This is a genomic window from Pseudomonas sp. 57B-090624 (assembly GCF_003234055.1).
GTDB lineage: Bacteria > Pseudomonadota > Gammaproteobacteria > Pseudomonadales > Pseudomonadaceae > Metapseudomonas > Metapseudomonas tohonis.
Genome location: NZ_QKRU01000008.1, coordinates 105244 through 130534, shown reverse-complemented (window position 1 = coordinate 130534; position 25291 = coordinate 105244). Strand labels below are relative to the sequence as shown.

Here is a 25291-nt window from a genome sequence, read left to right as displayed (position 1 = left end):
CTTACTCCTTCCACTGCCCCCCAGAGTCCGCCCCGGCATGGCCAGACGAACCAAAGAAGAAGCCGAAGCGACCCGCATCCAGATCCTCGATGCCGCCGAGCGCGTGTTCTACGACAAGGGGGTGTCGCGCACCTCCCTGGCCGATATCGCCAGCAAGGCGGGGGTATCCCGCGGGGCGATCTACTGGCACTTCCAGAACAAGGTCGATGTCTTCCAGGCCATGCACGAGCGCCTGCGCACGCCGCTCGAGGAACTGGCGCGGGCCAGCGAGAGCGAGGACGAGCCCGACCCCCTGGGCCGCATGCGCCAGCTCCTGGTACGGCTGCTCAAGCGCGTGGAGCTGGACCCGCGCAGCCGTCGCATCAGCGAAATACTCCAGCACAAATGCGAGTTCACCGATGAGCTGGGCGACCTGCGGCAGAAAATGCAGGGCTTCAGCCAGGAATGTGACCAGCGCATTGCCCGAGCCCTGGCCAATGCCGTGGCCAAGGGGCAACTGCCCGAAGGCCTGGATTGCACCCGCGCCGCGGTGACCCTGCATGCCTATATCGACGGACTCCAGGCTCACTGGTTGCTGGTGCCGGGGCGTTTTCCCCTGGCCGAACAGGCCGAGCAACTGGTCGATGCCCTGCTGGATATGCTGAAGAGCAGTACGGCACTGCGTAGCTGAATGCGCTGTCAGACGCCGTGCTAGCGGCTTTCCGGGCTCGGGAAGCCCGTCCCAAATATGAGTGGATTTGTGCTAGGCCCGGGCACCGGCCAGGCGCGCCTGGATGAAATCGAGAAAGCACTGGATGCGCAGGGCCAGCTGCGAGTTGCGGTAGTACACCGCGTGGATCGGCTGGCGGTAGTCGCTCATGTGTTCGGCCAGCACCACTACCAGGCGGCCCTCGGCCAGGTCCTGGTCGGTCATGAAGCTGGCCAGGCAGGTGATGCCCTGGCCGGCCAGGGCCAGCTGGCGCAGGGTCTCGCCGCTGGAGGCGCGCAGGTTCGGCTGCACCGATAGCTGCGTTCCGCAGGCGTGACGCACCGGCCACTGGTTGAGGCTTTCCGGCTGGGTGAACCCGAGCAGGCTGTGGGCCTTGAGCGCCTCCACACTGTCGGGCGCGCCGTGGCGCGCCAGGTACTCCGGGCTCGCCACCAGGTGCAGTCGGCTGGCACCCAGAGGCCGCGCATGCAGGGTCGAATCGCTCAGCGGGCCGATGCGGATGGCGAGGTCCGTGCGGTGCTCCAGCAGGTCGATGATCTGGTCGTTGGTGTTCAGCTCCAGCTGGATGTCCGGATACAGCGCACGGAAGTCACCGATATGCGGCACCACCGCATGCAGCATGAAGGGCGAGGCGGCGTTGATGCGCAGCCGCCCGGCGGGCTTCTGCTGGCGCAGGGCCAGGCGCTCTTCCAGGGCCTCCATCTGCTGGAGGATCTCCTTGGCGTTGTCGAAGAAGAAGCGGCCTTCCTCGGTCAGCTCCATGCGCCGCGTGGTGCGGTTCAGCAGCGTGGTGGCGAGCTTCTCCTCCAGCCGCGACAGCGTGCGGCTCACCGCCGAGGGCGTGAGGCCCAACTGCTCGGCCGCCGCGCTGATGGAGCCGCATTCGACGACGCTGACGAAGTGCTGGAGTTCATCGGAGGTGGCTTTCATGACGGCCTCAATTCGTGATCGGCAGGCAAGGCTGGGGGCGGATATCGCTGTTTCCGGCACGCAATTGTATGCCGGCCTTGCCTGGCAGGGTGGCGAGGTTTGAAGGGGGAGGGCGTTCCTTAAATAGAACGCTAGAGGCAATTTTCGCAGTCTGGCGGATCAAGGGTGCCAAATTTAATCTTTCCTCCATGCAGTCAGCCACTGCAACGAAGCAGAGAACACCCACGCCGAACCGGCACCCATTATCGAAAAGCGAGGAACGCACCATGACCCACTTCACCTACAACCGTCTCGATAAAGACAACGCCGTCGTCCTGCTGGTCGACCACCAGGCTGGCCTGCTGTCCCTGGTCCGCGACATCGAGCCGGACAAGTTCAAGAACAACGTCCTGGCCCTGGCCGACCTCGCCAAGTTCTTCAAGCTGCCGACCATCCTCACCACCAGCTTCGAAACCGGCCCCAACGGCCCGCTGGTGCCGGAACTGAAGGCGCTGTTCCCGGACGCGCCCTACATCGCCCGCCCCGGCCAGATCAACGCCTGGGACAACGAGGACTTCGTCAGGGCGATCAAGGCCACCGGCAAGAAGCAGCTGATCATCGCCGGCGTGGTGACCGAGGTCTGCGTGGCCTTCCCGGCCCTCTCCGCCCTGGAGGAAGGCTTCGAAGTGTTCGTGGTGACCGACGCCTCCGGCACCTTCAACGAAATCACCCGCGATGCGGCGTGGAACCGCATGAGCCAGGCCGGTGCGCAGCTGATGAACTGGTTCGGCGTGGCCTGCGAGCTGCACCGCGACTGGCGCAACGACGTGGAAGGCCTGGCTGCCCTGTGCTCCAACCATATCCCGGACTACCGCAACCTGATGACCAGCTACGCGGCGCTGACCGGCAACAAGTGATGGGCTGAAGCTGGGCCTGGAATGAAAAGCGGGAGCCTTTTGGGGGGCTCCCGCTTTTTTATGTTGGGGGTTCACGCTTGGTGCGCAGAGGATCGTAGGTTGGTGCTGAGCTTGCGAAGCCCAACGTCCAGAGGTTGAGGCCGCTCCGTTGGACCTCGCTACGCTCGGCGCCAACCTACCTGTTTGCCGCCTGGTTCGCTTCAGGTGAGCTCAGGTCGGGACTCTTCACTGATTCACACATGGACAGGTGAGTGGAGGCATTTCAAGCTTTCCACCTGTGCTCCTTAGTCGAGAGTTCTTCGTATGAAACCCAAGCTCCATGGCGCTGTTCACGAGATCGTGCTGGACATCATCCATGCATCGCATACGGGCGACAGGCGGGCTGAGTGGGAAGCTCATCAAAGGCTCGAAAGCCTGTGTGAACTCAGTGAGAAGGACGGGGATGAACATCCCTTTCAATGGGAAACCCTAGGTGACTTCACCCCAGATCGAACGAAAGCAATCGGATTCTATAAGCGTGCGCTGTGCAAGGCTCAGGCTGCAGGGCTGGATGAGTACATATCGTCAATCTGCCTGGCAATGGCCGAGGCCCATCTGGAGCAGGGTGATACATCCAAGGCCTTGGCGTTTGCGATTCAGGCTAACGATGCAGCACGGGGCTCTTCTGATCTGGAGCTCCGAAGAAGTATCAGCGAACTGTTGTTGACGCTATCGAGTACCAGATGACTCGAGGTCCTCATGCAGACCTGCTGGCTGGTTCGTCGGGTCTTTGAAGAGCTTGATTAACTCGTTGTGCCCCAGCAATTCAGCCAGTTGCATAGGCGTATAGCCATCCGAGTCGGGGATGATTTCGGCACCCATGGCCAGAAGCAACACGATAGCCTCGGGCCTCTCTTGCTCGACGGCACAATGCAGCGGCGTCAAACCGGCTTCTCCCTTGGCGTTGATATCGGCGCCGGCTTCGATGAGCGTCTTTATCGCTTCGCAGTCGCCCCAATTGGCGACGATGTGCAGAGGCGTATCGCCGTAGCCATTTCTGTCGTGGACGGAGGCAATGGGGTGCTCGAACCAGTCAGGTACGGTTCTCACTTCATCGAATATCTGTTCAACGCTTCTCGTCATTGGTCATCTCCGACATTGTTTTTCGGGTTCCTACCGAGCTGTTTGAGCAGAGGCTGAATCTCCCGCAGGAGCGCGAAAGGCTCCGCACCGAGGCTCTGCACGACCAGCAGGAACTCGACCACATCGAGCCGCCTTTCACCGCGTTCATATTTGGATACGTAGGACTGAGGGCGCAGCAGCTTCTCTGACAGCTGCTGTTGGGTCATACCCGACTCATTGCGCGTTGCGATGAGCAATTCGAGCAGGCGTTGGTAGGGCGGGGAGTTGATGGTTTTCATGGGGGGTCACCGGAACGAGGGCCGGTGGTCTGAATAAACCTATTTCAGGTTTATCCCAAAATGGGTTATTTTCTAGGCTGGAAGTACTGCTGCAGAGATATGGCCATGTTAGAGAGGTGCTGCCATGAACGATTCCGATCTGCTTTCACTGACCCCTCAACAACGTCGCCTTCGCGAACTGCGCGAGCGGTTGGAGTCGAGGTTGCATACGGTTCAGGTGATCGCCGAGATCATCCTGGATAACGCTGCGTTTCGGGAAGGCTTCCCCGGGCCCTGGTTCGGCGAGTACCGGGAGGGGGCGCTGATGGAGGCGGTGGTGCAACTGTCGCGTAGCAATCTCGAAGATTTTTCGCGGTTCCTGGAGATGCAGGGGGCACAGGAGGAGTGAAGGAGAGGGCCAGAGAGAGGCTCGCTGAAATACCAGCACGAGCTGCACCAGGCGCTTTCGCCTATGTACCCGGGCATGGCGCTGCCTTCTTTGCTGCCAGGGAACTCTCCGAAGCCATCCTCGCGCTCTCGCCCTGGCACGTCCTCTGTGTTGTCCTCTACTCGGTAAAAATCGGAGGTGCATCACGTGCAACTGCATGAAGGTGTCTGCCGGACGGGCGATGTGGTGTCGATCAACCTTCTCGATGGGAAGCTGGTTACACAGGTGATGCGGCTGTTGCTGACCCAGGGAATCGAGGTCGAGGTGCTGGAGGTGCGGGGCGATTCGGTGAGGCTGGCGGTGAGAGCGCCAAGCGGGATGCTGATTGTGGAGGAGTTGGGCTTTCCTTCGTAGCCGTGCCTTCTTGCTGCCGCTGTTGGTGGCTTTTCGACACCCAAAGAAAAAGCCCCTGGAGATCTCGCGATCTTCAGGGGCTTTGCGTTTGGTGGAGCCGGGGGGATTTGAACCCCCGTCCGCCAGTGCGCCGCTTTCGGGACTACATGCTTAGCCAAGTCTACTGAGTTAGCTCTTTGCGGCCCGACTGGCAGGGTGCTCAGAGCGAGCTGTATAAGTTTTAGCCGTTACGTCTACAGCGAACTTGGCGGCGATCCTGTTCTATCTGACAGTCATTTCGGGTTTACAGGCATCCCCTTATGACTGCTGGCGGCCGAAGCCACCAGAAGGGTTAGGCCGCGAGGGCCGCCCCGTAGTTGTCGTCGTTGGCAACTATAAGTTTGCAGCAGCTGATTTACGAGGTCTGCTACCAGCTCGGCATGCCCCTAGAGTTTTGTAACCGGCGTCGAATCCTAATCGGCCCCAAAAGCTTCTAGTGGTAAAGCTAGAAGGCGGATGGTACGCCAAAGGCGCCTCCGCGTCGACGGTCAGTGCACAATTGGGCTGTCCGCCGGCTTCGCTTATGATTGCCAGCTATTGTCAGGATGTCCCTCAAACGAGTCCTCCGAATGCCGCGCTCCCCCCGTTACCCGTTGCGCCAGTGGATATGGCGTGCGTTCGTGCAAAGCGCGCTGATCCCGCTGATTCTGGTGGAGTCGGTGCTGATCGCCATCTACCTGCTGACCAACAGCGCGATCCGCGATGCCCAGGTGGACTACCTGCAGCAGAGCGCGCTGGAGGACCTCGGCAGCGCGGTGGTGCGAGAGGGCAAGATCATCGACGGGCGCCTGCAGAGCATCGAGGGCCTTGCCCGGTTGTTCCGCGACAGCGCCGTCCGGGCCGTGCAGGACCGCAGCTTCCAGCCCGACGAGCTGGAGCGTTCGCGCCACCGCCTCAGCGAGGATGGCGTCTTCTACACCCAGAGCGACGACGGCCGCTCCGCTTCCTTCTATGCCAACAGCACGCCGGTGGAGCGCCAGGATCACGAGAAGGCGCTGCGCCTGTCGCAGCTCGATCCGTTGATGCGCTCGATCCGCGAGAGCGACCCGCTGATGGCGGCGGTCTACTTCAACAGCTGGGACAGCTACAACCGCATCTACCCCTTCTTCATGACGCCCGAGCAGTATCCCCATGACATGGTGATACCCGACTACAACTTCTATTACCTCGCCGACGCCGGCCACAACCCCGGGCGCAAGGTGGTCTGGACCGACGTCTACCTCGACCCGGCCGGCCAGGGCTGGATGATGTCAGCGATCGCGCCGGTGTACCGCGACGACTTCCTCGAGGGCGTGGTCGGCCTGGATATCACGGTCGGGCAGATGCTCGGCGCCATCAGCAACCTCAAGGTGCCGTGGCAGGGCTACGCCATGCTGGTGAGCCGCGACAACAGCATCATGGCGCTGCCGGCGGCGGGGGAGCGCGACTTCGGCCTGCGCGAGCTGACCCGCTACTCCTATGAGGAGGCGGTGCGCCGCGAGGTGCTCAAGCCGGAAGACTTCAACCTGGCCAAGCACGCCGAGATGCAGCCCATCCTCCAGGCGATGCAGTCCGGCCAGGGCAACATGAAGGAGGTGCTGCTCGGCGGGCGCAAGCAACTGGTGGCCTGGACCGAGATCCCGCAGACCGGCTGGCGCCTGATGATGGTGGTGGACGAGGCCAACATCTTCCGCGAGACCAACCGCCTCGCCGAGCGCTACCAGCAGATCGGCTACCTGCTGATCGCCGGCCTGGCCTTCTTCTATGCACTGTTCTTCGCCTGGATGTGGGCCCGCTCGCGGCGCCTGAGCGATGAGCTCTCGGTGCCGCTGGCCGGCATCTCCGGGATGATGCAGCGCATCGGCCAGGGCGACTTCAGCCCCGAGGCGCCGAGCAGCCGGATCATGGAGCTGGAATCCATGGCCCTGGCGGTGCAGCAGACTGGTGACCAATTGCGTGCCAGCGAGGAGGAGCGCGTCGAGGCCCAGCGCAACCTGGAACTGGTGCTGGAGAGCACCACCGAAAGCCTCTGGGAAGTGGACGCGCGCACGCTGTCGATCAAGATGAGCGGGCGCTTCGTGAAGCGTTTCGGCCTGCCCTCCGACGAGCTCAGCTTCAACGATTTCAATGACCGCGTGCACCCCGACGACGTCGAGCGCGTGCGCCGGTTGCGGCTGTTCTTCGCCGACAGCGGCCAGGACAATTTCGACGCCGAATACCGTTTCGCCGATGCCGATGGCCAGTACGCCTGGCTGCTGAGCCGCGGCAAGGTGCTGGAGCGCGACGCCGAAGGCCGCGCCCAGCTGGTGGCGGGCACCCATGTGGACATCACCCGCCTCAAGCAGGTGGAGGACGAGTTGCGCCGTGCCAGCCGCGAGGCCATGGCGGCGAGCCAGGCCAAGAGCCGCTTCCTCTCCAGCATGAGCCACGAATTGCGCACGCCGCTCAACGCCATCCACGGCTTCGCCCAGTTGATCGGGCTGGAGACCGAGGGCAAGGACGAGCGTCGCGAGGAAGCCGAATACGCCCAGGAGATCGTCAACGCCAGCCGCCACCTGACCTCCCTGGTGGACGACATCCTCGACCTGTCGAGCATCGAGAACCGTCGCCAGCAACTGCAGCTCAAACCGGTGGAGATCGGCCCGCTGCTGGCCGGTTGCGCCGAGCTGATCCAGCCGGAGTTGCAGACCCGCCAGCTGCACCTGCAGATGATGGCGCCGCCGGAGCCGCCGCTCTTCGTCCTGGCCGATGCCCGGCGCCTGCGCCAGGTGCTGCTCAACCTGCTGTCCAACGCGGTGAAGTACAACAGCCCGCAGGGCATGGTCAGCCTGGGCTACGAGCTGCGCTCGGCCGGTGTAAGGCTGTGGGTGGCGGACAGCGGCTCGGGGCTCAGCGAGGAGCAGCAGGCCATGCTGTTCCAGCCCTTCCAGCGCCTGGGGCGCGAGAACTCGACCATCCCCGGCACCGGCATCGGCCTGGTGCTGTGCCGCGAGCTGGCGGAGCTGATGGGTGGGGAGATCGGCTTCAGCAGCACCCGCGACATCGGCAGCCGCTTCTGGATCGACCTGCCCAGCGCCGCACCGCCGAACCAGGCGGATTCCGGCACCCCGGAAAGCGCGCCCGCGCCGGCGCTGGCCCAGGTGCTCTGCGTCGAGGACCACCCGGCCTGCCTCAAGGTGCTCAAGGAAGGCCTGCGCGACATGGCCGAAGTGCGCGGTGCGGGTTCGGTCGGTCGCGCCCTGTCGACCCTGGAAACCCAGACGCCGGCCCTGCTGCTGCTGGACCTCGACCTGCCCGATGGGGACGGCCTGGAGGTGCTCGACTACGTCCGCCGCACCCCGCACCTGCGCGGCATGCCGGTGCTGGTGGTGAGCGCGGCGGTCGACGAGGCCAACCTCTCCGAAGCGCGTCGGCGCGGGGCCGATGCCTGCCTGACCAAGCCGGTGGACCTGCAGCAGGTCCGGCGCCTGGCGCTGTCGCTGCTGGAGCGCGAGCCGCCGGCCTTCTGAGGCGGGTGAACTCTCCCCGGGCTGAAGCCTGGGCTACCAGGGCTGTGCATGTCGTGCGCAGCCCTTTTTCATTTGAGCGTGGGAAGACACGTCCTTAGGGCGTGGTCATGGTCATCCTGCTTGTGATAGTTCGAGCTGAGAGCTGACAGGATGAGCTCGTGCCGTAGGGTGTGCCGCGCGCACCGCCGCACGGTGCTTCCGGTCAGCTCCAGGTGCGCGCAGCACACCCTACGTCCGGACTGAGCGGCGGCTGCATGCTCCGAGGTCTCGTTGCGCCCCTTTACCGGTGACTAAAAGCAAAGCCACGTTCCAAGCGCGTGGATGTATACGGGTGGCGGGCCAGGCTCATTCGCTGGCTTGCAGCATGTCGATGGCTTCCTTGAGCACCCTGGCCGATTCCTCGTGGTTGCCGGCCTTGTGCAGCTCTTCGCCTTCCGCGCGCAGGCGCTGGACTTCCGCCAGCAGGGCGGTGTCGGAGGGCGGGTCGGTCTTGAGCATTTCGTCGATCTTGGCCATGTCCTGGGGGCAGTGCATGGCCCAGAGCGGGGTGCTGATCAGGGCGGCGGCGATGAAGGCGGCGAGGCGGCGCATGGCGAGGCTCCTGGCGGGGGTGTCCAGGAGTATAGGCAGGGGCGAGGCGTTGCGCGGGGCGTGAAAAAGCCAGCGCGAGGCTGGCTTGTTCACGCGGGGCGGGTCACTGGCTGGCGCCGTCGCTACCGCCTTCCTTGTTCGGCCCTTGCAGGCGCTGCAGCGCCATGTTGGACGAGTTGATGCAGGCTTCGGTGTCACCGGCGGTCTTGGCCTGTTCGGCCTTCATGCGCAGGTCTTCCACTTCTTTCTTCAGCGGGTCGCCCAGGGTGGTGTTGGTGGCCATGGCGTCGCTGATCTTCTGCAGGTTGATGGTGCAGAGGTCATCGGCGAACACCGGGGAAGCCATCAGGGCGGCTGTGATCAACAGGGCGGTGCGTTTCATGAGGGGAGTCTCCTCTCTCGTTCTTTGGCACTCGGATAGGCCCTTTGTAGAGGCCGAGTGGAGCAATGACGTCCGAGACGGATAAGCCCGGGCTTGCCGACGGGCTTGTAAGGATGGACTGCCCGGTGAAACGCACGGTTCAGTGTTTTTCTGGAGCAGGCCGCCTCAGGCCCCGGGCTTCAGCACGGGAGCGGATTCGGGGCGTGGCGTCAGAGGACCTTGAACACCACTTGCAGGTTGACGTAGGCGTTGTCCTGGTCGGAGCGCACCTTGGTCAGGGGCACGCCGAGGGTCACCTCGCCACTCAGGCGCGAGGTGGCCTGCCAGTTGAAGCCGCCGCCCACGCTGTCCAGTTTCTCCGGTTGGCGGAACGAGGAGTCGATGCGCCCGTAGTCGTAGAAGCCGAAGCCGGTCAGGGCCTGGGTGATGCGGTAGTTGGCCTGCAGGTTGGAGTACAGGCCGCCGTCGCCGGCCAGCTCGCCCTGGCGGTAGCCGCGCACGGTGGAGGCGCCGCCGATCTGGAACAGCTGGCTGGAGGGCACGCCCTCGCGGTTGGCGTACTGCCAGGCGCCGCTGGCGTTCAGGTACCAGTCCGCGCTGAGGGCCTGGTAGAACTGCCAGTAGCCGACCCAGAGGCCGTAGTTCTCGCGGATGGCGGTGCCTTCCAGCTCGCTGCGGGCATCCTGGTAACCCAGGCCCACGCGCAGGGAGCGGCCCGGCGCCAGGTACAGCGCGGTGAGGTCGGCCTGGGTGGTGCGCACGCGGTTTTCGTTGAGGAAGACGTCGGCGATGTAGTTCTTGGTGCGCTGTTCGCCATAGGTCAGCTGGCCGGTGAGCAGCCAGTCCTGGTTGCTCCATAGCGGGTGGCTGATGAACAGCGAGCCGTTCTTCGAGTCGCTCTCCGAATCCAGGCTGCGGAAGGGCCCGTAGATCACCTTCGCCTTGCTCTTGCCCAGGCGCCCGCCGATGCGCCCGCCCAGGGTGTTGAAGGGCGCGTCGTAGGACAGCATGCCCACGCCCGAGCCCCGGGAGCCGGAGAGGAAGGCGGAGAACACGTCGTCACGGCCGAGGGCGCCGTAGTGGCGGTACATCATGCCGCCGGTTTCCTCGCCGGTGGACTCGTAGCCGTGGTTGTTGGCGAGCAGGTCGAGGCTGTTCTGCGGCGGCTCGTTGACGTTCACGTAGACGTCGGTGAGGCCGTAGCCCTTGCCCGGCTGCAGCGAGGCGGAGAGGGTGCCGTTGCTCACGCGGTTGAAGCGCGACAGCTCGGCCTCCAGGCGCTTGGGGTCCACCAGCTCGCCGTTGCCGATGTCCAGGCGCTCGCGGATGAAGTCCTCGTTCATGTAGCTGTTGCCTTCCAGCACCAGCTCGCCGACGCGGCCTTCCACCAGTTGGATGCGCACGCGGCCCTGCTCGATGCGCTGGGGCGGCAGGATGGCGCGGGCGGTGACGTAGCCCTTCTCGTCGTACAGGCGGTTCACCGCCGAGATCAGCTGCTGCAGGTCGGCGAAGCCCACCTTGCGGCCGAGGTAGGGCTTGGCGATCTCCTGCAATTGCTGCGCGTCGAGGATGGCGGTCTCGCTGAACACCACCGCGTCCAGCTGGAAGGCGACGTTGGGGTTGTCCGGCAGCTTCTGGTCGCCCACCACGGGCACGTCGAGCACCGGCGTGTCGTCCTGCGGGCGGGCTTCCTGGCGCTCCTGGGCGCGCTGCGGCTGGCGCAGCAGCTCCGAGCTGATGGCGCCGGGCAGTGCGCCGGAGGGCAGCGCCTCGGCGCTGGCGAGGGCGGCGAACAGCAGCCCGGCGGCACCGAGCAGGAAGGGCGCGCGGCTGGCGCCGGCCCGCAGGCCGCCGCTGGTGAGGGTCTTAGATGGAGTCATCGTCACTGCTCTGGGTACCGAGGTTGACCGCCAGGGGGGCGGTGGAGATTGCATTGGCACGCTGCAGCGCCGGGCGCACGGGGTAGGCCGCGGAGAAGGCGGGCATCGCCTCCCCGCCGGCCTGGCGCAGGTCGGTGCTGAAGTTCGGGCGGGCCAGGTCGAAGGTGGCGTGGCCGCTGGTGACCATGTTGCGGGTGAATACGCCACGGGCCGAGTTGAACCACATGGGCGCGCGGGAGCCGGTGGCGCCGCGGGTCTCCAGGTCCAGCGAGAAGCCCTTCCAGGGGATGTAGTACTGGAAGTCGCTGGCGTAGCGCAGCGCCGGGGTGGTGTTGTCCATCAGCGCGTTGACGTAGCCGGTGGTGAGCTTCATCTCTTCGCCGATGTGGCCGTTGACGATGTTGAAGCGCGTGGCGTTGGAGCGGATGTCGGCGACGCGGGCGGCCAGCTGCTCGTTGAGCACGTAGGGCGCGGCGGTGATGCCCAGGTCGATGCGGTCGGCCACGCCGCCCTGCAGGTGGGTCGCCCACAGGCGCAGCGGGGTGGCTTGCACGGTCTGGGTGACCTGGCCACGGATGCTTTCGGCGCGCAGTTCCAGGTCACGGGCGACGCGCACGTCGGCCAGGTCCAGGTCGGTGGTGCCGAGCACGCCGTCGCCGTCGCCCACCAGGTGGGCGGAACCGGTGAGGGCATGCACGCGCTCGGCGCGGGCCTCGCGGTGCAGGTGCAGGTTGACGTCGCCCACCGGGGTCTGGGCGTTGAAGTGGCCGGTATCCAGGCGGATGGCGGCGCCGGTTTCACCGATGCCGGTGGCGGCGACCAGGTCGACCTGGCCGGTGCCTTCGTCGGTGGTGCGGATCACCGAGTCCTCGTCGTCCATGAGGATCGAGCCGAGGCTTGCGGTGAGCGACACCAGGCCGTCCAGCACGCCGTTGGACATCACCAGGTCGTTCTGCGTGGCGAGCACATTGGCGCCGAGGCCGAACAGGCCCAGGGCCCCCTGCTTCTGCACGACGTTGAACGGGTTCAGCGCGGTGCCGATGTAGCCCGAGGTCCGGCCGTTGCCGTCCACGGCGCGCAGGTTGACCAGGCCGCCATCGAAGGTGGCGTAATCGCCCAGGGAGTAGAAATCGCCGTTGTTGGCCACCAGGTTGGTCTCGCCCTTCACGTCGATCTTGCCGACCACCACGTTGCCGTTGAGCACCACCACGTTGGCGGTGCCCGGGGCGACCAGGCGGTACACGGTGACCGGGTCGGTGCCGTTGTTGGTGACCTGGATGGGGTTGTCCGGCGAGCCGATATTGCGCCCGGCATCGATGTACAGGCCGCCGGTGACGGCGCCGGCGACGCCGGTGGCGGTCTGGTTGATCACGTCGCGGCCGGCATAGACGTAGAGGGTGCCGCCCACGGTGATGTCCTTGAGGATCACGTCCTGGGAGGTGCCCACGTGGTAGTCGCCCTTGGCGTCGATCACCACCGGGTCCTTGGCTTCCACCGCCAGGTCGTAGCGCGGGCGCAGGGTGATGCGCACGGTGTCGCCGTCCACCTGGTCGGCCTGTAGCGTGCCCGGCTTGGCCTCGGCGAGGAAGGCCATCAGCTGGCTGGAGCTGTAGCTGTTGCCTTCCGAGGAGGAGAGCTGGGTGACGATCGGCAGGTAGCCGTCGGTGCGCTTGAGGGTGAAGACCAGGGTCTCCGCCTCGGGCAGGGCCTGGGTCGGGTCGTTGTTCAGGCGGATCGAGCCCTGGGTCGCGGAGACGTTGGGCAGCGCGCCGGTGGAGGGACGGTCGCCCGCCACCGCGCCGGCGTTGATCACCGTGCCCAGCATGCTCTTGTCCCAGACCGCGCCGTGGGTCATCTGCGCGTACAGCTCGGAGGCGGTGTCCAGGCTGTACTGGAAGTCGGCCGCACGGGTCTGCAGCAGGCCCTGGTCGACGCCCGGCGCGCCGGCCAGGAAGCTCTTCGCCTCCAGGTAGCGGGCCTTCATGGCGCTGTTGATCTCGGCGTCGCTGGCGCTGTGGCCGAGGCTGGCGCTGACCTGCTCGCGGTAGAGGTCGAGGCCCGCGCTGGTCAGGCTGAAGCTGCCGTCCGGGTTGCTGGCGCGCTCGCGAAGGGTCCAGTAGTCGCTGTAGTAGCGTTCCACCCGGTTCTCGTAGCCGTTGATGGTGCTCTGCGCGTGGTTGGCGTCGGTGAGGCCCATGGCCTCCCACTCGGCGATCTTCTCCTGCAGCTTGGCGTCCTGGTCCTCGCCCTTGGGCGCGGCGCCGAGGATCTGCCCGCTCGGGGTGTTGAGCTCGACGTTGCCGAACAGCGACTCGATGTAGCCGACGTTCATGTTGCCGCTGCCCTGGGTGAGGGTGACGCTGCCCGGGGCGGAGGCGTTGATCTCGTTGCTCTGGGTGACCAGCGGGCTGTTCACGCCGCCGATGGAGCTGCCCGAGCCCGAGTGCAGGTTGAGCACGTCGCCGCCGATGGACACGCCCACGGCGTCGGCGTGCTGGTAGATGCCGCCGACGGCGTTGACGGTGACGTCGCCCGTGGTCTGGATCGACTTGGCGTAGAAGTCGCCGCTGCTGGCCAGGAAGATGTCGCCCTGGCTGCTGGCGCTGACCGAGGCGCCGGCCACGCGGGAGTCGATCAGCTTCAGCGCGTCGCTGGCGCTGCCGATGCCGGCACTGGCGTTGAGCACCAGGTCCTTGCCCTGCAGCGAACCGCCGGCCTGCAGCAGCGAGCCGGTGACGTCGAAGGTGCTGGTGCCGACGTCGTTGCGGATGGTGCCGCCGATCAGCACGTTGGAGCCCGAATCCACCTGCAGGCGCGACTCGCTGTTGCCGACGAAGCGGATGGGGATGGCGTGGTCGGCCTTCACGCTGTTGGTGACGGTCATCTGGATGTCAGTGGCCAGGTCGAAGGTGGCGCCGGCGTAGTAGCCGCCCCACTCGTCGCCGTCGGAGGTGGCGCGCACGGTGGTGTAGCCGATGTTGGCGTCGGCCCACTGCATGAAGGCCTTGTCGTCACCGGTGACGGCGCGCACCACCACGTCGCCGGCGCTGGTCAGGTAGGCCTTGCCGTCGGCGGTGGCGATCTCGCTCACCCAGTTGCCCAGGTTGCCGGGGATCTCGTCGCTCTTGCCCGAGATGCTGGTGGGGCCGGTGTAGGTGCGGGTGATGTGGTAGTCCTGGGTCCACTCGTAACGGGCGCCGGCTTGCGGGTTGTAGGTGAAGTCGCGGCCGATCACGCTCGCCAGGCTGGCGCCGGTGAGGGCGGTGGCGCCGTTGGCGTTGTTGTAGACCGAGACGCTGTCCTGGCCGGCCTGGTTGACGTACCACCAGGTCTGCGCGCGGCCGTCGCCCCAGTGCTTGAGGGTGTCGGTGATGCGCACCACGCTCTGGCCACCGTTGCCCAGGTCGATGTCGGTGAGCATCAGGTCGCGGCCGGTGGTGTTGTTGATCTCGACATCGCCGTAGCCGGAGTTGACGACGATGTTGCCCACCGTGTTGGTGTTGATGATGTTGCCGGTCAGCGACACCGAGCCGCCGCCGGCTGCATTGATGCGCTGCACCTGGATGCGCTGGTTGTCCGAATCCCAGTACACCACCGGCACCTCGTCGGCACCGTTGCCGTCGGCGATGCCGCTGACGTTGTTCAGGCGCACCAGGCCGTTGCCGTTGGCGATGCTGGCGATCTCGGCGGCCGCGGCGGCGCCCAGGTTCAGCGACCAGTCGGTGCGCGCGCCCACTTCGATGCCGGCGTTGATGTTGATGTTCTTGGCGTTGATCGCCAGGGCGCCGCCCACGCGCAGGGCGCTGGCGGTGGAGCCGCTGGTGTCGGACTGGCCCAGGGCCGCACTGTTCTGCGTCTTGTAGGCCTGCATCATGGTGTAGCGCCAGTCCCACACACCGGTGTTGCCGGTCCAGAAGTCATGGTCGCTGGCCGACATGTTGCCGCTGTATTCGTACCGGGTGTCCTTGTACCAGACGCGGTTGGCGGTGTTGTCGTCGTCGGTCTCCCAGTAACCGCGGACCATGCCGTCGAGGATGATCTGCTGGTCGGTGCCGTTGCCGCTGCCGTAGTTGCGGATCAGGTAGTCGGTGAAGGCTTCCTTGCTGGTGAAGGCGTAGGAGCCGTTGTAGACCACGTTGGCGGCGAACTCGGCGATGGCGTCGGGGACGTTGCGGCCGCTGCTGAGGCTGCTCGGGTTCAGGCCGTTGATGACGTTGGCCCACTCCGACTGCACCGAGGCCAGGTTCCAGCTGCGGCCCGGCAGGCTGACGAACAGGTCGCCGTTGGGCACGTTCATGCTCAGCTGGTAGCTCTCGATGGTGGCGAACTGCGAGACGTTGCCCGAGGTGTTGCTCAGCGAGGTGTGGCCCTTGAGGTTCTCGATGTCGCCCAGTACCAGGATGCCCGGCGCGGGGCTGGTGTTGCCCGCCAGGTTGGTGTCGTAGGTGTTCTCGATGACGATCGAGGGCACGCTCGGGCGCTGGGTGGCGTCGTAGTAGTCGGACTGCGAGCGCTTCACCTCGGTCAGGGTGGCGCCGCTGTTGGCCAGCTTGGCCGCGCCGGTGGAGGTGATGCTGCCGGTGCCGGCGGCGGAAACCAGGATGCCGTTGGTCACCAGGTAGTCGTCGGAGCTGTTGTGGATGATCACCGTCGGCGCGCCGTAGGCGGTCAGGTTGGCACCGGACTGCTGGATGCGGTCGGCACCGACGCGGATGTCACCGGCGCCGGCGATGATGTCGCCGATCACCAGGGTGTCCACGGTGGTGTTGCCGTTGGCGCCGGCGCCCAGGGACTGCGCGGTGCTGGCGCGCATCTGGGTGTAGAGGGCGATCTGGTCGCTCAGGCTGGTGTACGCGGCCGAGCCCGGGGTGAGGCCGGCGAGCTGCTGGTTGAGGCTGGCCAGGGTGGCGTCGATCTCGGCCAGCGGGCGGAACGCGTTGGCGCTGCCGGCGGCCTTGTATTGCACGGTCAGGTCGTTCAGCGAGGACACGGTGCGCAGCTGGTTGCCGTCCCAGTAGACCTCCTGGCGGTTGCCCGCGCCCGCCACCACACGGCTGTTGGCGAGGTTCAGGCTGGCCAACTGGTTGACCCGGTCGGAGCGGGTGGTCTGCTCGCTGGAGAACAGTGCCAGGTAGGGGTTCTTGCCCACGCCGCCGCCGCTGGCGCTGACCGCGCCGTTGGTGGCGATCAGGTCGACGTTGCGCACCGAGCGCAGCAGGGCGCCGGTGCCGAACACCAGGTCGTTGGTGGTGGTCGCAGTGGCATCGGCATCGAGAACTGCAGTCACCGGGATCAGGGTGTTGTTGACCACCACCGTGCTGGCGCTGGCGCGGATGTCGTTGGCCAGGTTGCCATCGGCGCTCTGGCCGGCGCGCAGGCCGAGGTTGCCGTAGCCGAGCAGGTCGGCGTTGGCGCCGAAGCGGATCAGCTGCGCAGCGGTCAGGTCGATCTTGGAGTCGCCGCCGCCGGCGCCCACCAGGCCGTAGACGTCCACGCGGGCATTGGTGCTGGCGCGGGTGTCGCTGTACGCGCCCACCTGCAGCAGGCCGCTGCTCGTCATGCTCAGGTTGTCGCCGAAGGTCACCTGGTTGGTGACGTCCACGTCCATCTCGGTGCCCGCGTAGGGGGCGGCGATGGCGCCACCGGCCGACAGCTTGCCGGTGTCGGCGGCGCGCAGGGTGTTGTGGGCGCTCAGGCGCAGGTGGCCTTTGTCGATGTCCAGCGGGCTGCCCACGGTGGCCAGGCCGACGTTGTTGCCGACCTGGATGCGGGTGGTGTCGCGGAGGGTGTTGTCGACCAGCACGGCGCTGCCGCTGATCACGCCGCCCGAGCCGGAGAAGGCCTCGGCGCCGCCCTGGGTGATGGTGTGGGCTTCGATGTCGAGGCCGTCGAGGGCGGCCACGCGGGCGCCGTCGCGTACCAGCACCTGGGTGGTGGCACCCAGGTCGAGGTCGATGAAGGTGCCCGAGGCGCCGACCATGGCGGCCTGGATCGAGTCGCTGTCGGCGGCGTAGTCGAGGCGGTGCTCGGCGAGCACATCAGTGCGGCCGGTGAGGATGTTGGTGTTGCCCAGCACGTCCACGGTGGTGGTGCTGGTGGCGTCGAGGTTGAGGGTGGAGGCGCTGCCGGCGACCACACCGCCGCTGCCGGCCACCGCGTTGCCGCTGATGCCGTTGCTGCCGGTGGCGGAGAGGGCCAGGGTGCCGCCCACCAGGCCGGTGGCGCCGATGCGCACACGCTGGGTGGCGTCGATGTCGGCCAGGCCGACGTTGGCGCCCACGGCCAGCAGGCCACCGACGGCGATGCCGGTGGCGTCGGTCTTGACCCGGGTGGCGTCGCTGGCCTTCACCGCGGCGTTGCCGGTGATAGCGAGCTGGGTGCCCTGGCCGAGGTCGGCGAGCACGTCGGTGTCCAGGTTGGCGCTGGCGACGGTGGCGTTGAGGCCCATCAGGGCACCCCCGCTGGCGCCCACGGCCTGGGCTTCGGCGCTCTGGTTGCGGGTGCGCTGGGCGGCGGCGTCCACCTCCAGCGAACCGCCGGTGAGGTTCACCGCGCCGGTGCCGGCCTGCACGCTGTTGTCGACGTTGGCGGTGGCGACGCTGGCACCGATGGCGCCGGCGCCCACGGAGGCGCCGATGGCGAAGGCGCGGGTCATCGGGTCGGTGCTGGCGCGGATGCCGATGGCGCCCTGGGTGGTGACGCGGCTGCCGTCGTCGACCCAGGCACGGGCGCTGGTGCGGTCGCTGGCGGTGGCGACCACCGCGTTGCCGGCGACGATGCCGCCGCTGACGCCGACGGCGTCGACGTTGTTGCTGGAGCGTGCGCTGGCGTCGACGGCGAGGCTGCCGGCGCTGACCTGCACGTTCTTGCCCACCAGGGCCTGGGCCTGGCCGCTGCTGCTGGAGGTGGCGATGCTCGCGCCCACGGCCACGCCGCCGGCACTGACGCCGACGGTCTGCGCCTTGAGCGCGTGGTCGAGGTCGGCGTCGACGCTGAGGGCGCCGCCGGCGGTGATGTTGGCGCCGTCGAGGATGCGCGCGGTGGTCTGGCTGGATTTCTCGCTCACCGCCACGGCGGCGCCGAGGCCCACCAGGCCGCCACCGCCCGCCTGGGCGAGGGCCTGGGTGGTGCCGTCCTGGCCGTCTTCGGCGCTGATGCGCACGGTGCCGCCGGCACGCAGGGTGCCGCCCAGTTCCGCCAGGCTGCGGTCACCGACGTTGATCACCGCGACGCCGGCGCCGGCGCCCACCAGGCCACCGGCCACACCGGCTGCCTCGCTGAGGGCGTCGGTGCTGTTGTGGGCGCTGACGGTGACGTTGCGGCCGGCGTCCAGGGTGGCGTTGCCGACCCGCGCGGCAGCGGAGTAGGCGGTGCCGTCCGGGGTGCTGAGGAAGGTGTCGTTGGGGCTGATGGTCTGCTGGTTGGCGTTGATGTCGGCCTGCAGCTGGCTGGAGCCTGAGAAGGCGTTGCCCATCTGGCCGTTGAGGCCGGAATTGCGGGCGACGTTCTGGGCGTTGCGGATGCTGCTGTCGAGGCTGCCGGTGGCCTGGGAGGAGGCGCCGGACGCGACGCTGACCACCGAGACGCCGGCGCCCGCGCCGACGTAGCCACCGCCGGCGGCGGCGATGGAGACGGAATCGATGTCGCGGCTGTTCTCGGCTTCGACGGTGATGTCGCGACCGGCCTTGACGGTGGCGCCGTCGCCGACGCTGGCGATGGCGCCGCTGCGCACCACCTGCACATCGGCGCCGGCACCGACGCCGGCTACGCCGCCGACACCGGCGGTGCCGAGCACGTCGGTGGTTTCGAGGCTGTCCTGGGCGTGCACGCGCACGTCCTGCTGGGCGCCGCCCAGCTGGGTGTTGAGCTGGCTGCCCGCGCCGACGCCGGCGAGGGTCTGGCCCTTGGCGACCAGCACGTTGACGGTGCCGGCCACGCCGGCGGTACCGCCACCGGCGCCGGTGAAGCCGACGATGGTCACGTCCTGGGCGGCGCTGGCGTCGATGGCGGTGAGGCCGCTGGCGTCCAGGCGGGTGGCGCCGGAGGTGGAGGCTTCGGTGCGCTGGTTGAGGTCGGTGACGATGACGGTGGCACCGACGCCGGCCACACCGCCGCCCGCTACGCCACCGGCGACGATGTCGAGGTCGTTGTCGGCGTCGGCGGCGATCTCGATGCCACCGGCGTCGCTGCGCAGGTTGGAGCCCTGCACGTTGCTGCGCACGGTGCCGGCCAGGGTGGTGACGGCCACCGAGCCGTTGACCCCGGCGGTACCGCCGATGGCGGCGCCGACGACCACGGCGTTGAGGTCGTGGGTGGCGCGGGCGTTGACGCCGATGCCGGCGTCGCTGCCGAGGGTGGCGTTGGCGACCAGGGCCTGGGTGTCGTGATCGAGGATGTTGGTGGTGGTGGACACGCCGACCCCGGCGGTGCCACCGCCCGCGCCGGCACCGTTGCCGGTGGTGACGCGGGTGTGGTGGTAGGCGCCGACCTGGGTGGCGGCGTCGCTGTCGAGGGTGGCGCCGCTGACCTGGGCCAGGGTGGAGCCGCCCACACTGTTGACGGTGACCGCGCCCGCCACGCCGACGCTGGAGCCGCCGCCGACGCTGACGGAAACGGTGTCGATCTCGTCGGTGCTGCTGGCGACGACGCCGATGCCCTTGATGCTGTCCTGCAGGGTGCGATCGCGCAGGTCGCTGCCCAGGTTGCCGTTGAGCTGGCCGTTGTCGATGGCGCGGGCGGCACCCTGGCCGTCGGCGCTCAGGTGGGTGGACGCACCGGTGACCCGGGCGGTGGTGGTGCCTTCGAGCTGGTTGACCGCCACCGCGCCGGACAGGCCGACGCCGGACAGGCCCACGCCCAGGGCGCCAGCCACGGTTTCGATGTCGCTGTCGGAGCGTGCGGTCAGCAGGAGGCTGCCGTCGCTGTGGGCCTGGGCGCCGTCGCCGATCTCGGCGAGGGTGGCGCCGCCGACCCTGTTGACGGCCACCGAGCCGGCGACGCCGACGTTGTTGCCCACTGCGGCGCCGGCGGCCAGGGATTGCAGCTGCTGGTTGCGCAGGGCACTGACGCGCAGCAGGTCGCCGGCCTGGAGGTTGCCGCCGTTGATGCCGGCATAGACCGCGCCGGAGATCTGGTTGTAGGAACCGGCGATGCCGATGCCCGCACCCTGGCCACCGTAGGCCAGGGCACCGGTGAGGCTGCGGATGCGCGAGGCGTCCTGGGCGTTCACCAGCAGCGAGCCGTGGCTGGTCAGGCTGGAGTCGTCGGTACGGGCGCTGGTGCGGTTGTCGATGGTGTTGATGGCGATGGAGCCAGTCACGGCGGAGGAGCGTGCGGCCACGGCGCCACCGGCGACCAGGGCGTTGATGTCGCTCTGCTGGTTCGCCTGCACGGCGATGCTGGCGGCTTCGGCGTCGCTGTCGAGGATCTCGGCGCTGACGCGGTCGCTGATGGTGTTGTAGCCGAAGCTGGCACCCACGGCGCCGTCGTTGCCGATGGCGGCCGAACCGGAGGCGGTCCAGATGCTGCTGGTGTTGCCGGCGTTCACCGCCAGGGCGCCACCAAGGTTGAGGTCGTGGCTGCCGCGCAGGGCGGCGAGGGTGTCGTGGTCCAGCTGGTTGATGGCCACGGCGCCGTCGAAGGCGTACTGGTTGGAGTAGCCCATGGCGGCGGCCACCGAGACCAGGTCGGCGTCGCTGCTGGCATCAAGGCTGAGGCCGGCGGCGCTGTCGAGGCGGCGCAGGTCGTCGGCCACGGCTTCGGTGGCGCCGTCGATGCTGTTGATCGACAGGCCCGCACCGACGCCGGCCTTGCCACCGAAGCTGGCGGCACCGGCCACGGCGTGGATGCTGGAGTCGTCGCGGGCGCTGACGGTGACGCCGTCGATGGCATCGATGGCGCCATCGGCGAGGCGCGCGCGGGTGGTGCTGTCGATCGAGTTGACGCTCACCGAGCCGGCCACCTGGTAGCTGCTGGCCGAGGCGCTGGCAGAGACGCCGGCGGAGATCGACAGGGCGCTGGCTTCGTTGTCGGCGGCGATGTCGAGGCGGCGCGCGGTGACGTCGCCGGTGGCGGCCAGCTCGGCCTCCACCAGGGCGTCCACGGTGTTCTGGGTGTAGGCACCGGCCAGGCCGACGCCGTTGCCGGTGTTGCTGGAGACGGCGGCGCCGCCAGCGATGGCGTGCAGCGCGGTGTCGTCGCTGGCCTGCACGTTGACCGCGCCAGCGTTGATGTCGAGGTTGTCGGTGATGCGTGCGCTGACCAGGTTGTCCAGGGTGTTCACCGCCGCCGAACCGGAGACGTTGATGCCGAAGGAGCCGGTGCCCTCGCGGGACTGCGCGGCGGGCTGGGTGCTGGGTGCCGGCGGTGCGGTGAGGGCTACGGAGAGGGCGTAGTTGCCGATGCGGCCATCGGCGCTGGCGCCGACCTTGAGGCCACCGGACGCGGCCACGGAGCCGGCGGCGAGCTGGGTGTCGCGGCTGCCCAGCCAGGCTTCGGTGGTGCGGTCGAAGGCGTGCACGCCGACGGCGACGCCGGCGGCCTTGCTGGTGGATTTCACCACGCCGCCGGTGATGGTCAGGCTGTCGGTTTCATCGCTGGCGTTGATGTTGATGTCGCCGCTGCCGCCGTTCTCGTCGCTCACCACCAGGTGGGCGCCGTCGTCGATGCCGGCGCGGGTGAGGTTGTCCAGCACGGAGACGGAGATCGAGCCGCTGAGGGCGTTGGTGCCGCCCTTGGAGCCGGCCACCGCGTAGTTGAGGATGTCGACGTCGGTGACGGCGTTGACGTTGAGCTCGCTGGCGTAGAGGTTCACCGCGCCGACGGTGGCCTGGGCGCTGTTGCTGTAGATGCCGGCGATGAGGCCGGCACCGAAGCCGTTCTTGCCGCCTTCGTTGTTGAACAGGCCCGGGTCGGCGGCGACGTTGACCATCTGCGATTCGGTGCGCGCTTCGATGTCGACGGTCTGTTCCTGGCCGCGGTAGGCCAGGTCCTGGTTGATGTTGACGCCATCGGCGACATCCACCTTGGCGTTGAGGCCGACGTGGTTGATGTCGACCATGCCGCTGAGGGTGGTGCCGCTGTCCTGGGCGCCTTCGCCGGAGACGGCGGTGGCGGCGTTGACCCAGGTGCTGAACATCTGGCCTTCGTTGATGGTCTGCAGGAAGTCGCTGAGGTTGTCGGCGCTGAAGGCCTTGATCAGGTTCGACAGGCGGCTCTGGTCCAGCCACGGCAGGCTGGTCTTGGCGTTGAGGCTGAGGGCCTGCATGGCGTCCAGCTCGGCGCCCGGGCGCACGGTCAGCACCGCGTCGTTGTCCTGGTTGCTGATGAGGATGGCGACGCCCACGCCGTTCTTCTTGCCGGTGCTTTCGGTGCTGAAGTCGAACGGCTTGTCGGCGTTCTTCTTGTCGGAGATCACCGAGGACACGGTGGAGTCCAGCAGGTCGGTGACCTCGGCGTTGAGGCTGGCATCCTGGCCGGCCTTGACCTTGGCCTGGCTGCCCAGGTTCAGCAGCGCCTGGTTGTCGTGGTTGATGTAGGCCAGGGCACCGGCGGCGCCCAGTTCATCGAGGAAGCCCTTGCTCTGCTCGCTGCCGCCTTTCTCGCCTTCTTCTTCCTCGCCCTTCTCGACGAGCTTCTTCAGCAGCTCCTTGATGCCGTCCTTGGTCTTGGCCTGGAGCAGCTCGGTGGGGTCTTCGCCGGCCTCGCCGATCTTCTCTTCCAGGGTGGCGACGATCTTGTTCTCGTCGCCGAGCATCACGGCGGCTTCGTTGCTGTTGGACTGGGTGTCCACCTTGGCTTCCAGGGTGGCGTTGCCGCCGGCTTCCAGGGTGCCGTTGAAATCGTTGCGGGCCTGCAGGTCGGAGAGGGCGACCAGCACCGAGACGCCGATGGCGCCCTCGGCGTCGCCGGCCTGGGCGCTGACATCGAACACCTTGACCTGCTCGGCGCTGACGCTGGCGTCGAAGGCGGCCTTGATCAGGCTGCCGCTGCCGACGGTGGTGGTGGCGCGGCCCTTGGCCGAGGTGACGTTGGCGGTGAGGGTGACCGGCAGGCCTTCGAGGGCGCCGGCTTCTACCGCGGTTTCCACGGTGGTGTCGGACTGGCTCTTGAGGTTGACGTTGCCGCCCAGGGATTCGATGCGGGCGTTCTGGCCGACGTTGAGCTGGGCGTCGGTGTTGGTCACCGAGACCACGGCGCCCACCGGCAGGTCGGCGACCTCGGCCTGGGCGTTGGTGCTGGCGTGGGACGAGATGTTCACATCGTTGCTGCCGATGATGCTCACGCCGTTGCCGATGTTGACCTTGGACTGGGCATCGAGCACCTGCACCGAGGCCAGCAGGCCGCTGCTGGCGAGGGTGTCGAGCAGGCCGCCGAAGAAGTCGCTGCCGCCGTCGTCATCGGTCTGCACGCCGGCATCGGCCAGGGCCTGTCGCTGTTCTTCCAGCTCGTCGTCGTCGAGGACCTGGGCGATGGGGTGGCCGTTTTCATCGACGCCGTTGTACAGGCCGTCGCTGGACAGGCTGTCGGTCAGCGCGGTGGAGGATTCGGCGCTGAGGGTGACCTGGCCGCCACGGATCTCGGTGCCGGCGCCCAGGGTGATTTCGGTCTTGTTGCTGCCCACGCCGACGAGGATGCCGGGGGTGAGCAGGGCGCCCTCGGCAGCGATGGCCTTGAGGGTGACGTCGCCGGCCTCGAAGGCGGCGTTGTTGGTGTGGGCGTAGAGCTTGGCGTTCTGGCCGAGGACGATGGTCGGCGCTTCCAGGGTGATGTCGCCGGAGTCGCCGACGGAGACCGCGTCGCGGTGTTCCTGCTGGCTGGCGGTCTGGTAGTTGGCGATGTTGCGGGTGGAGATCATCACGCCGTCGGCGACGTTGATCTTCTCCGACGCCTGCAGGCTGTAGTTCGTGCCGCCCAGGCGCTGGTCCTGGGTGAGGTTGATTTCGCGCGGGTCGATCAGCACGTGGCCGACGGCGCCGCCCTGGCCGGCCTTGGCCTCCAGGGTGCCGGCCCAGGTCACGCTTTCGTCGGCGGAGAGCTCGACCTGGCCACCATTGCCGCTGGTGCCGGCGTTGGCCGCCACGGTGCCGCCCTTGGCCAGGGTGCTCTGCTGCTTGGCCTTGATCACGACCTTGCCGCCGTCGGAGTGGGCGCCCTGGCCCGAGGCGGAGACCTTGCCGCCGCCGGCGATGGTGATGTCGTGGCCGGCGCGGATCTCGATCTCGCCGGCAGACTTGCCGGCGACACCGTCGGTGTTCACCTGGCCGGCGATCAGCACGTCGTTCTCGGCGATGATGCGGATCTCGCCGTTGACCTCGGTGATGGCGGCGGCGCTGTCGAGGCCGTCGATGTTCACCAGTTGCTCGATGCGCGGCATGGCCTGCTGGCCGGCGGTGACGCGACCGCTGGCGCCGATGCCGACGTCGCGGGCGCTGAGGGTGACGGCGCCCTTGGCATTGACCTGGCCACGGATGGACACCAGGCCGGATTCGGAAAGGGGCAGGTTGCCGGACTTCAGCTGGGCCACGGCGAGGTCGTCGATCTTGCCGTCGGCGCCGATCAGGCGTTCCAGGGAGGCGCTGTCCGGGGTGGTGACGGTGAGGGAGCCGACGTTGATCACGCCGGACTCGCCCACGACCATGCCGTGGGGGTTGGCGAAATAGATGTCGCCGCCGATCTGGCCGTTCTTGTAGCCGTTGAGGATGCCGTTGATCTCGCTGCGCTGGTCGCGAACGATGTTGATCAGGGCGTTGGCCGAGTCCGGTACATAAAGGTTGGCGGTTTCGCCGCTGCCCACGTTGAACTGCGAGAAGGAGTTGAAGCCGTTGCCGTTGCGGATGGTCTCGGTGCGGATGTCGGTGACCGCGCCGTTCTGCACCACGCTGGTGGCCGTGCGCCCGTCGGTGACGATGCCCTGGGCATAGAGGCCGGGGCTCAGCAGGGCGCCGATGGCCAGCAGGCCGGCGCCGCTGGCGGATTTGCTCGACTTGGTCTTGCCCTGTCGCGTGGTGTGCTCCCCAACGACTTGCCAGACACCTTTGGCGTGGTTCCAGATGGTGCGATAGACGTGGTTCATGGCGCGATCCTTGATGAGGGCCACGGCGGCCTGCCGAGCGGGTGTCGGGCAGTGCCGGCGGAGTGCGGGCCAGGGAAAGGGTTTGGGCGCGAGTATATGAGCGGGTCCCTGGCCTGAAACT

13 protein-coding genes and 1 other RNA gene are annotated in these 25291 nt (G+C 67.4%); 6 read left to right on the top strand and 8 right to left on the bottom strand.

Annotated features, from left to right (window positions below):
- Window positions 1-37 precede the first annotated feature (37 nt).
- Window positions 38-670, top strand: coding sequence for a TetR family transcriptional regulator (locus DMX10_RS05820; RefSeq protein WP_111260199.1), 633 nt, complete (start codon window positions 38-40; stop codon window positions 668-670).
- 72 nt (window positions 671-742) lie between these two features.
- On the opposite strand, the gene DMX10_RS05815 is transcribed toward DMX10_RS05820, so the two are convergent.
- On the bottom strand, window positions 743-1639 hold the full coding sequence (locus DMX10_RS05815) for a LysR family transcriptional regulator (RefSeq protein ID WP_111260198.1): 897 nt from the start codon (window positions 1637-1639) through the stop codon (window positions 743-745).
- 266 nt (window positions 1640-1905) lie between these two features.
- On the opposite strand from DMX10_RS05815, the gene ycaC reads away from it, so the two are divergent.
- Complete coding sequence (gene ycaC, locus DMX10_RS05810) at window positions 1906-2535, top strand: isochorismate family cysteine hydrolase YcaC (RefSeq protein ID WP_111260197.1); 630 nt, start codon at window positions 1906-1908, stop codon at window positions 2533-2535.
- 303 nt (window positions 2536-2838) lie between these two features.
- Entirely contained in the window at window positions 2839-3261 is a 423-nt protein-coding gene (locus tag DMX10_RS05805; protein ID WP_111260196.1) for a hypothetical protein, read from the top strand.
- Here DMX10_RS05805 and DMX10_RS05800 read toward each other — a convergent pair.
- Both DMX10_RS05800 and DMX10_RS05795 read right to left on the bottom strand, forming a co-directional pair.
- Window positions 3244-3657, bottom strand: a complete 414-nt coding sequence (locus DMX10_RS05800; RefSeq protein WP_111260195.1) for an ankyrin repeat domain-containing protein — start codon at window positions 3655-3657, stop codon at window positions 3244-3246. The two genes, DMX10_RS05805 and DMX10_RS05800, sit on opposite strands and share 18 nt — an antisense overlap.
- On the bottom strand, window positions 3654-3935 hold the full coding sequence (locus DMX10_RS05795) for a helix-turn-helix domain-containing protein (RefSeq protein ID WP_111260194.1): 282 nt from the start codon (window positions 3933-3935) through the stop codon (window positions 3654-3656). Before DMX10_RS05795 ends, DMX10_RS05800 begins: the two co-directional genes overlap by 4 nt.
- Before the next feature lie 124 nt (window positions 3936-4059).
- On the opposite strand from DMX10_RS05795, the gene DMX10_RS05790 reads away from it, so the two are divergent.
- Window positions 4060-4323, top strand: a complete 264-nt coding sequence (locus tag DMX10_RS05790) for a hypothetical protein (protein WP_111260193.1) — start codon at window positions 4060-4062, stop codon at window positions 4321-4323.
- Window positions 4324-4509: 186 nt separating this feature from the next.
- Window positions 4510-4716: a carbon storage regulator gene (locus DMX10_RS05785; protein ID WP_146602991.1), complete on the top strand. Its 207-nt coding sequence runs from the start codon at window positions 4510-4512 to the stop codon at window positions 4714-4716.
- Between the two features lie 89 nt (window positions 4717-4805).
- Here DMX10_RS05785 and ssrA read toward each other — a convergent pair.
- Window positions 4806-5180: a transfer-messenger RNA gene (gene ssrA / locus DMX10_RS05780) on the bottom strand.
- A gap of 144 nt (window positions 5181-5324) precedes the next feature.
- Between ssrA and DMX10_RS05775 the strand changes: the two genes are divergently transcribed.
- Window positions 5325-8243 (top strand): ATP-binding protein, encoded by a 2919-nt coding sequence (locus DMX10_RS05775; RefSeq protein WP_111260191.1) that lies wholly within the window; start codon window positions 5325-5327, stop codon window positions 8241-8243.
- 345 nt (window positions 8244-8588) lie between these two features.
- On the opposite strand, the gene DMX10_RS05770 is transcribed toward DMX10_RS05775, so the two are convergent.
- The 4 genes from DMX10_RS05770 to DMX10_RS33050 all read right to left on the bottom strand — a co-directional run bounded on the left by DMX10_RS05770 (window position 8589) and on the right by DMX10_RS33050 (window position 25170).
- Window positions 8589-8834: a hypothetical protein gene (locus DMX10_RS05770; RefSeq protein WP_111260190.1), complete on the bottom strand. Its 246-nt coding sequence runs from the start codon at window positions 8832-8834 to the stop codon at window positions 8589-8591.
- A 103-nt stretch (window positions 8835-8937) separates the two neighbouring features.
- Window positions 8938-9216: a hypothetical protein gene (locus DMX10_RS05765; protein ID WP_111260189.1), complete on the bottom strand. Its 279-nt coding sequence runs from the start codon at window positions 9214-9216 to the stop codon at window positions 8938-8940.
- Between the two features lie 209 nt (window positions 9217-9425).
- Window positions 9426-11096 (bottom strand): ShlB/FhaC/HecB family hemolysin secretion/activation protein, encoded by a 1671-nt coding sequence (locus tag DMX10_RS05760; RefSeq protein ID WP_158545578.1) that lies wholly within the window; start codon window positions 11094-11096, stop codon window positions 9426-9428.
- Window positions 11083-25170 (bottom strand): leukotoxin LktA family filamentous adhesin, encoded by a 14088-nt coding sequence (locus tag DMX10_RS33050; RefSeq protein WP_158545577.1) that lies wholly within the window; start codon window positions 25168-25170, stop codon window positions 11083-11085. The genes DMX10_RS05760 and DMX10_RS33050 overlap by 14 nt, the downstream gene beginning before the upstream one ends.
- Window positions 25171-25291: the final 121 nt, after the last annotated feature.

Bases quoted from the DNA above. Each gene is read 5' to 3' on its own strand.
- DMX10_RS05820 (WP_111260199.1), top strand. From the start codon at position 38: ATGGCCAGACGAACCAAAGAAGAAGCCGAAGCGACCCGCATCCAGATC.
- DMX10_RS05815 (WP_111260198.1), bottom strand. From the start codon at position 1,639: ATGAAAGCCACCTCCGATGAACTCCAGCACTTCGTCAGCGTCGTCGAA.
- ycaC (WP_111260197.1), top strand. From the start codon at position 1,906: ATGACCCACTTCACCTACAACCGTCTCGATAAAGACAACGCCGTCGTC.
- DMX10_RS05805 (WP_111260196.1), top strand. From the start codon at position 2,839: ATGAAACCCAAGCTCCATGGCGCTGTTCACGAGATCGTGCTGGACATC.
- DMX10_RS05800 (WP_111260195.1), bottom strand. From the start codon at position 3,657: ATGACGAGAAGCGTTGAACAGATATTCGATGAAGTGAGAACCGTACCT.
- DMX10_RS05795 (WP_111260194.1), bottom strand. From the start codon at position 3,935: ATGAAAACCATCAACTCCCCGCCCTACCAACGCCTGCTCGAATTGCTC.
- DMX10_RS05790 (WP_111260193.1), top strand. From the start codon at position 4,060: ATGAACGATTCCGATCTGCTTTCACTGACCCCTCAACAACGTCGCCTT.
- DMX10_RS05775 (WP_111260191.1), top strand. From the start codon at position 5,325: ATGCCGCGCTCCCCCCGTTACCCGTTGCGCCAGTGGATATGGCGTGCG.
- DMX10_RS05770 (WP_111260190.1), bottom strand. From the start codon at position 8,834: ATGCGCCGCCTCGCCGCCTTCATCGCCGCCGCCCTGATCAGCACCCCG.
- DMX10_RS05765 (WP_111260189.1), bottom strand. From the start codon at position 9,216: ATGAAACGCACCGCCCTGTTGATCACAGCCGCCCTGATGGCTTCCCCG.
- DMX10_RS05760 (WP_158545578.1), bottom strand. From the start codon at position 11,096: ATGACTCCATCTAAGACCCTCACCAGCGGCGGCCTGCGGGCCGGCGCC.
- DMX10_RS33050 (WP_158545577.1), bottom strand. From the start codon at position 25,170: ATGAACCACGTCTATCGCACCATCTGGAACCACGCCAAAGGTGTCTGG.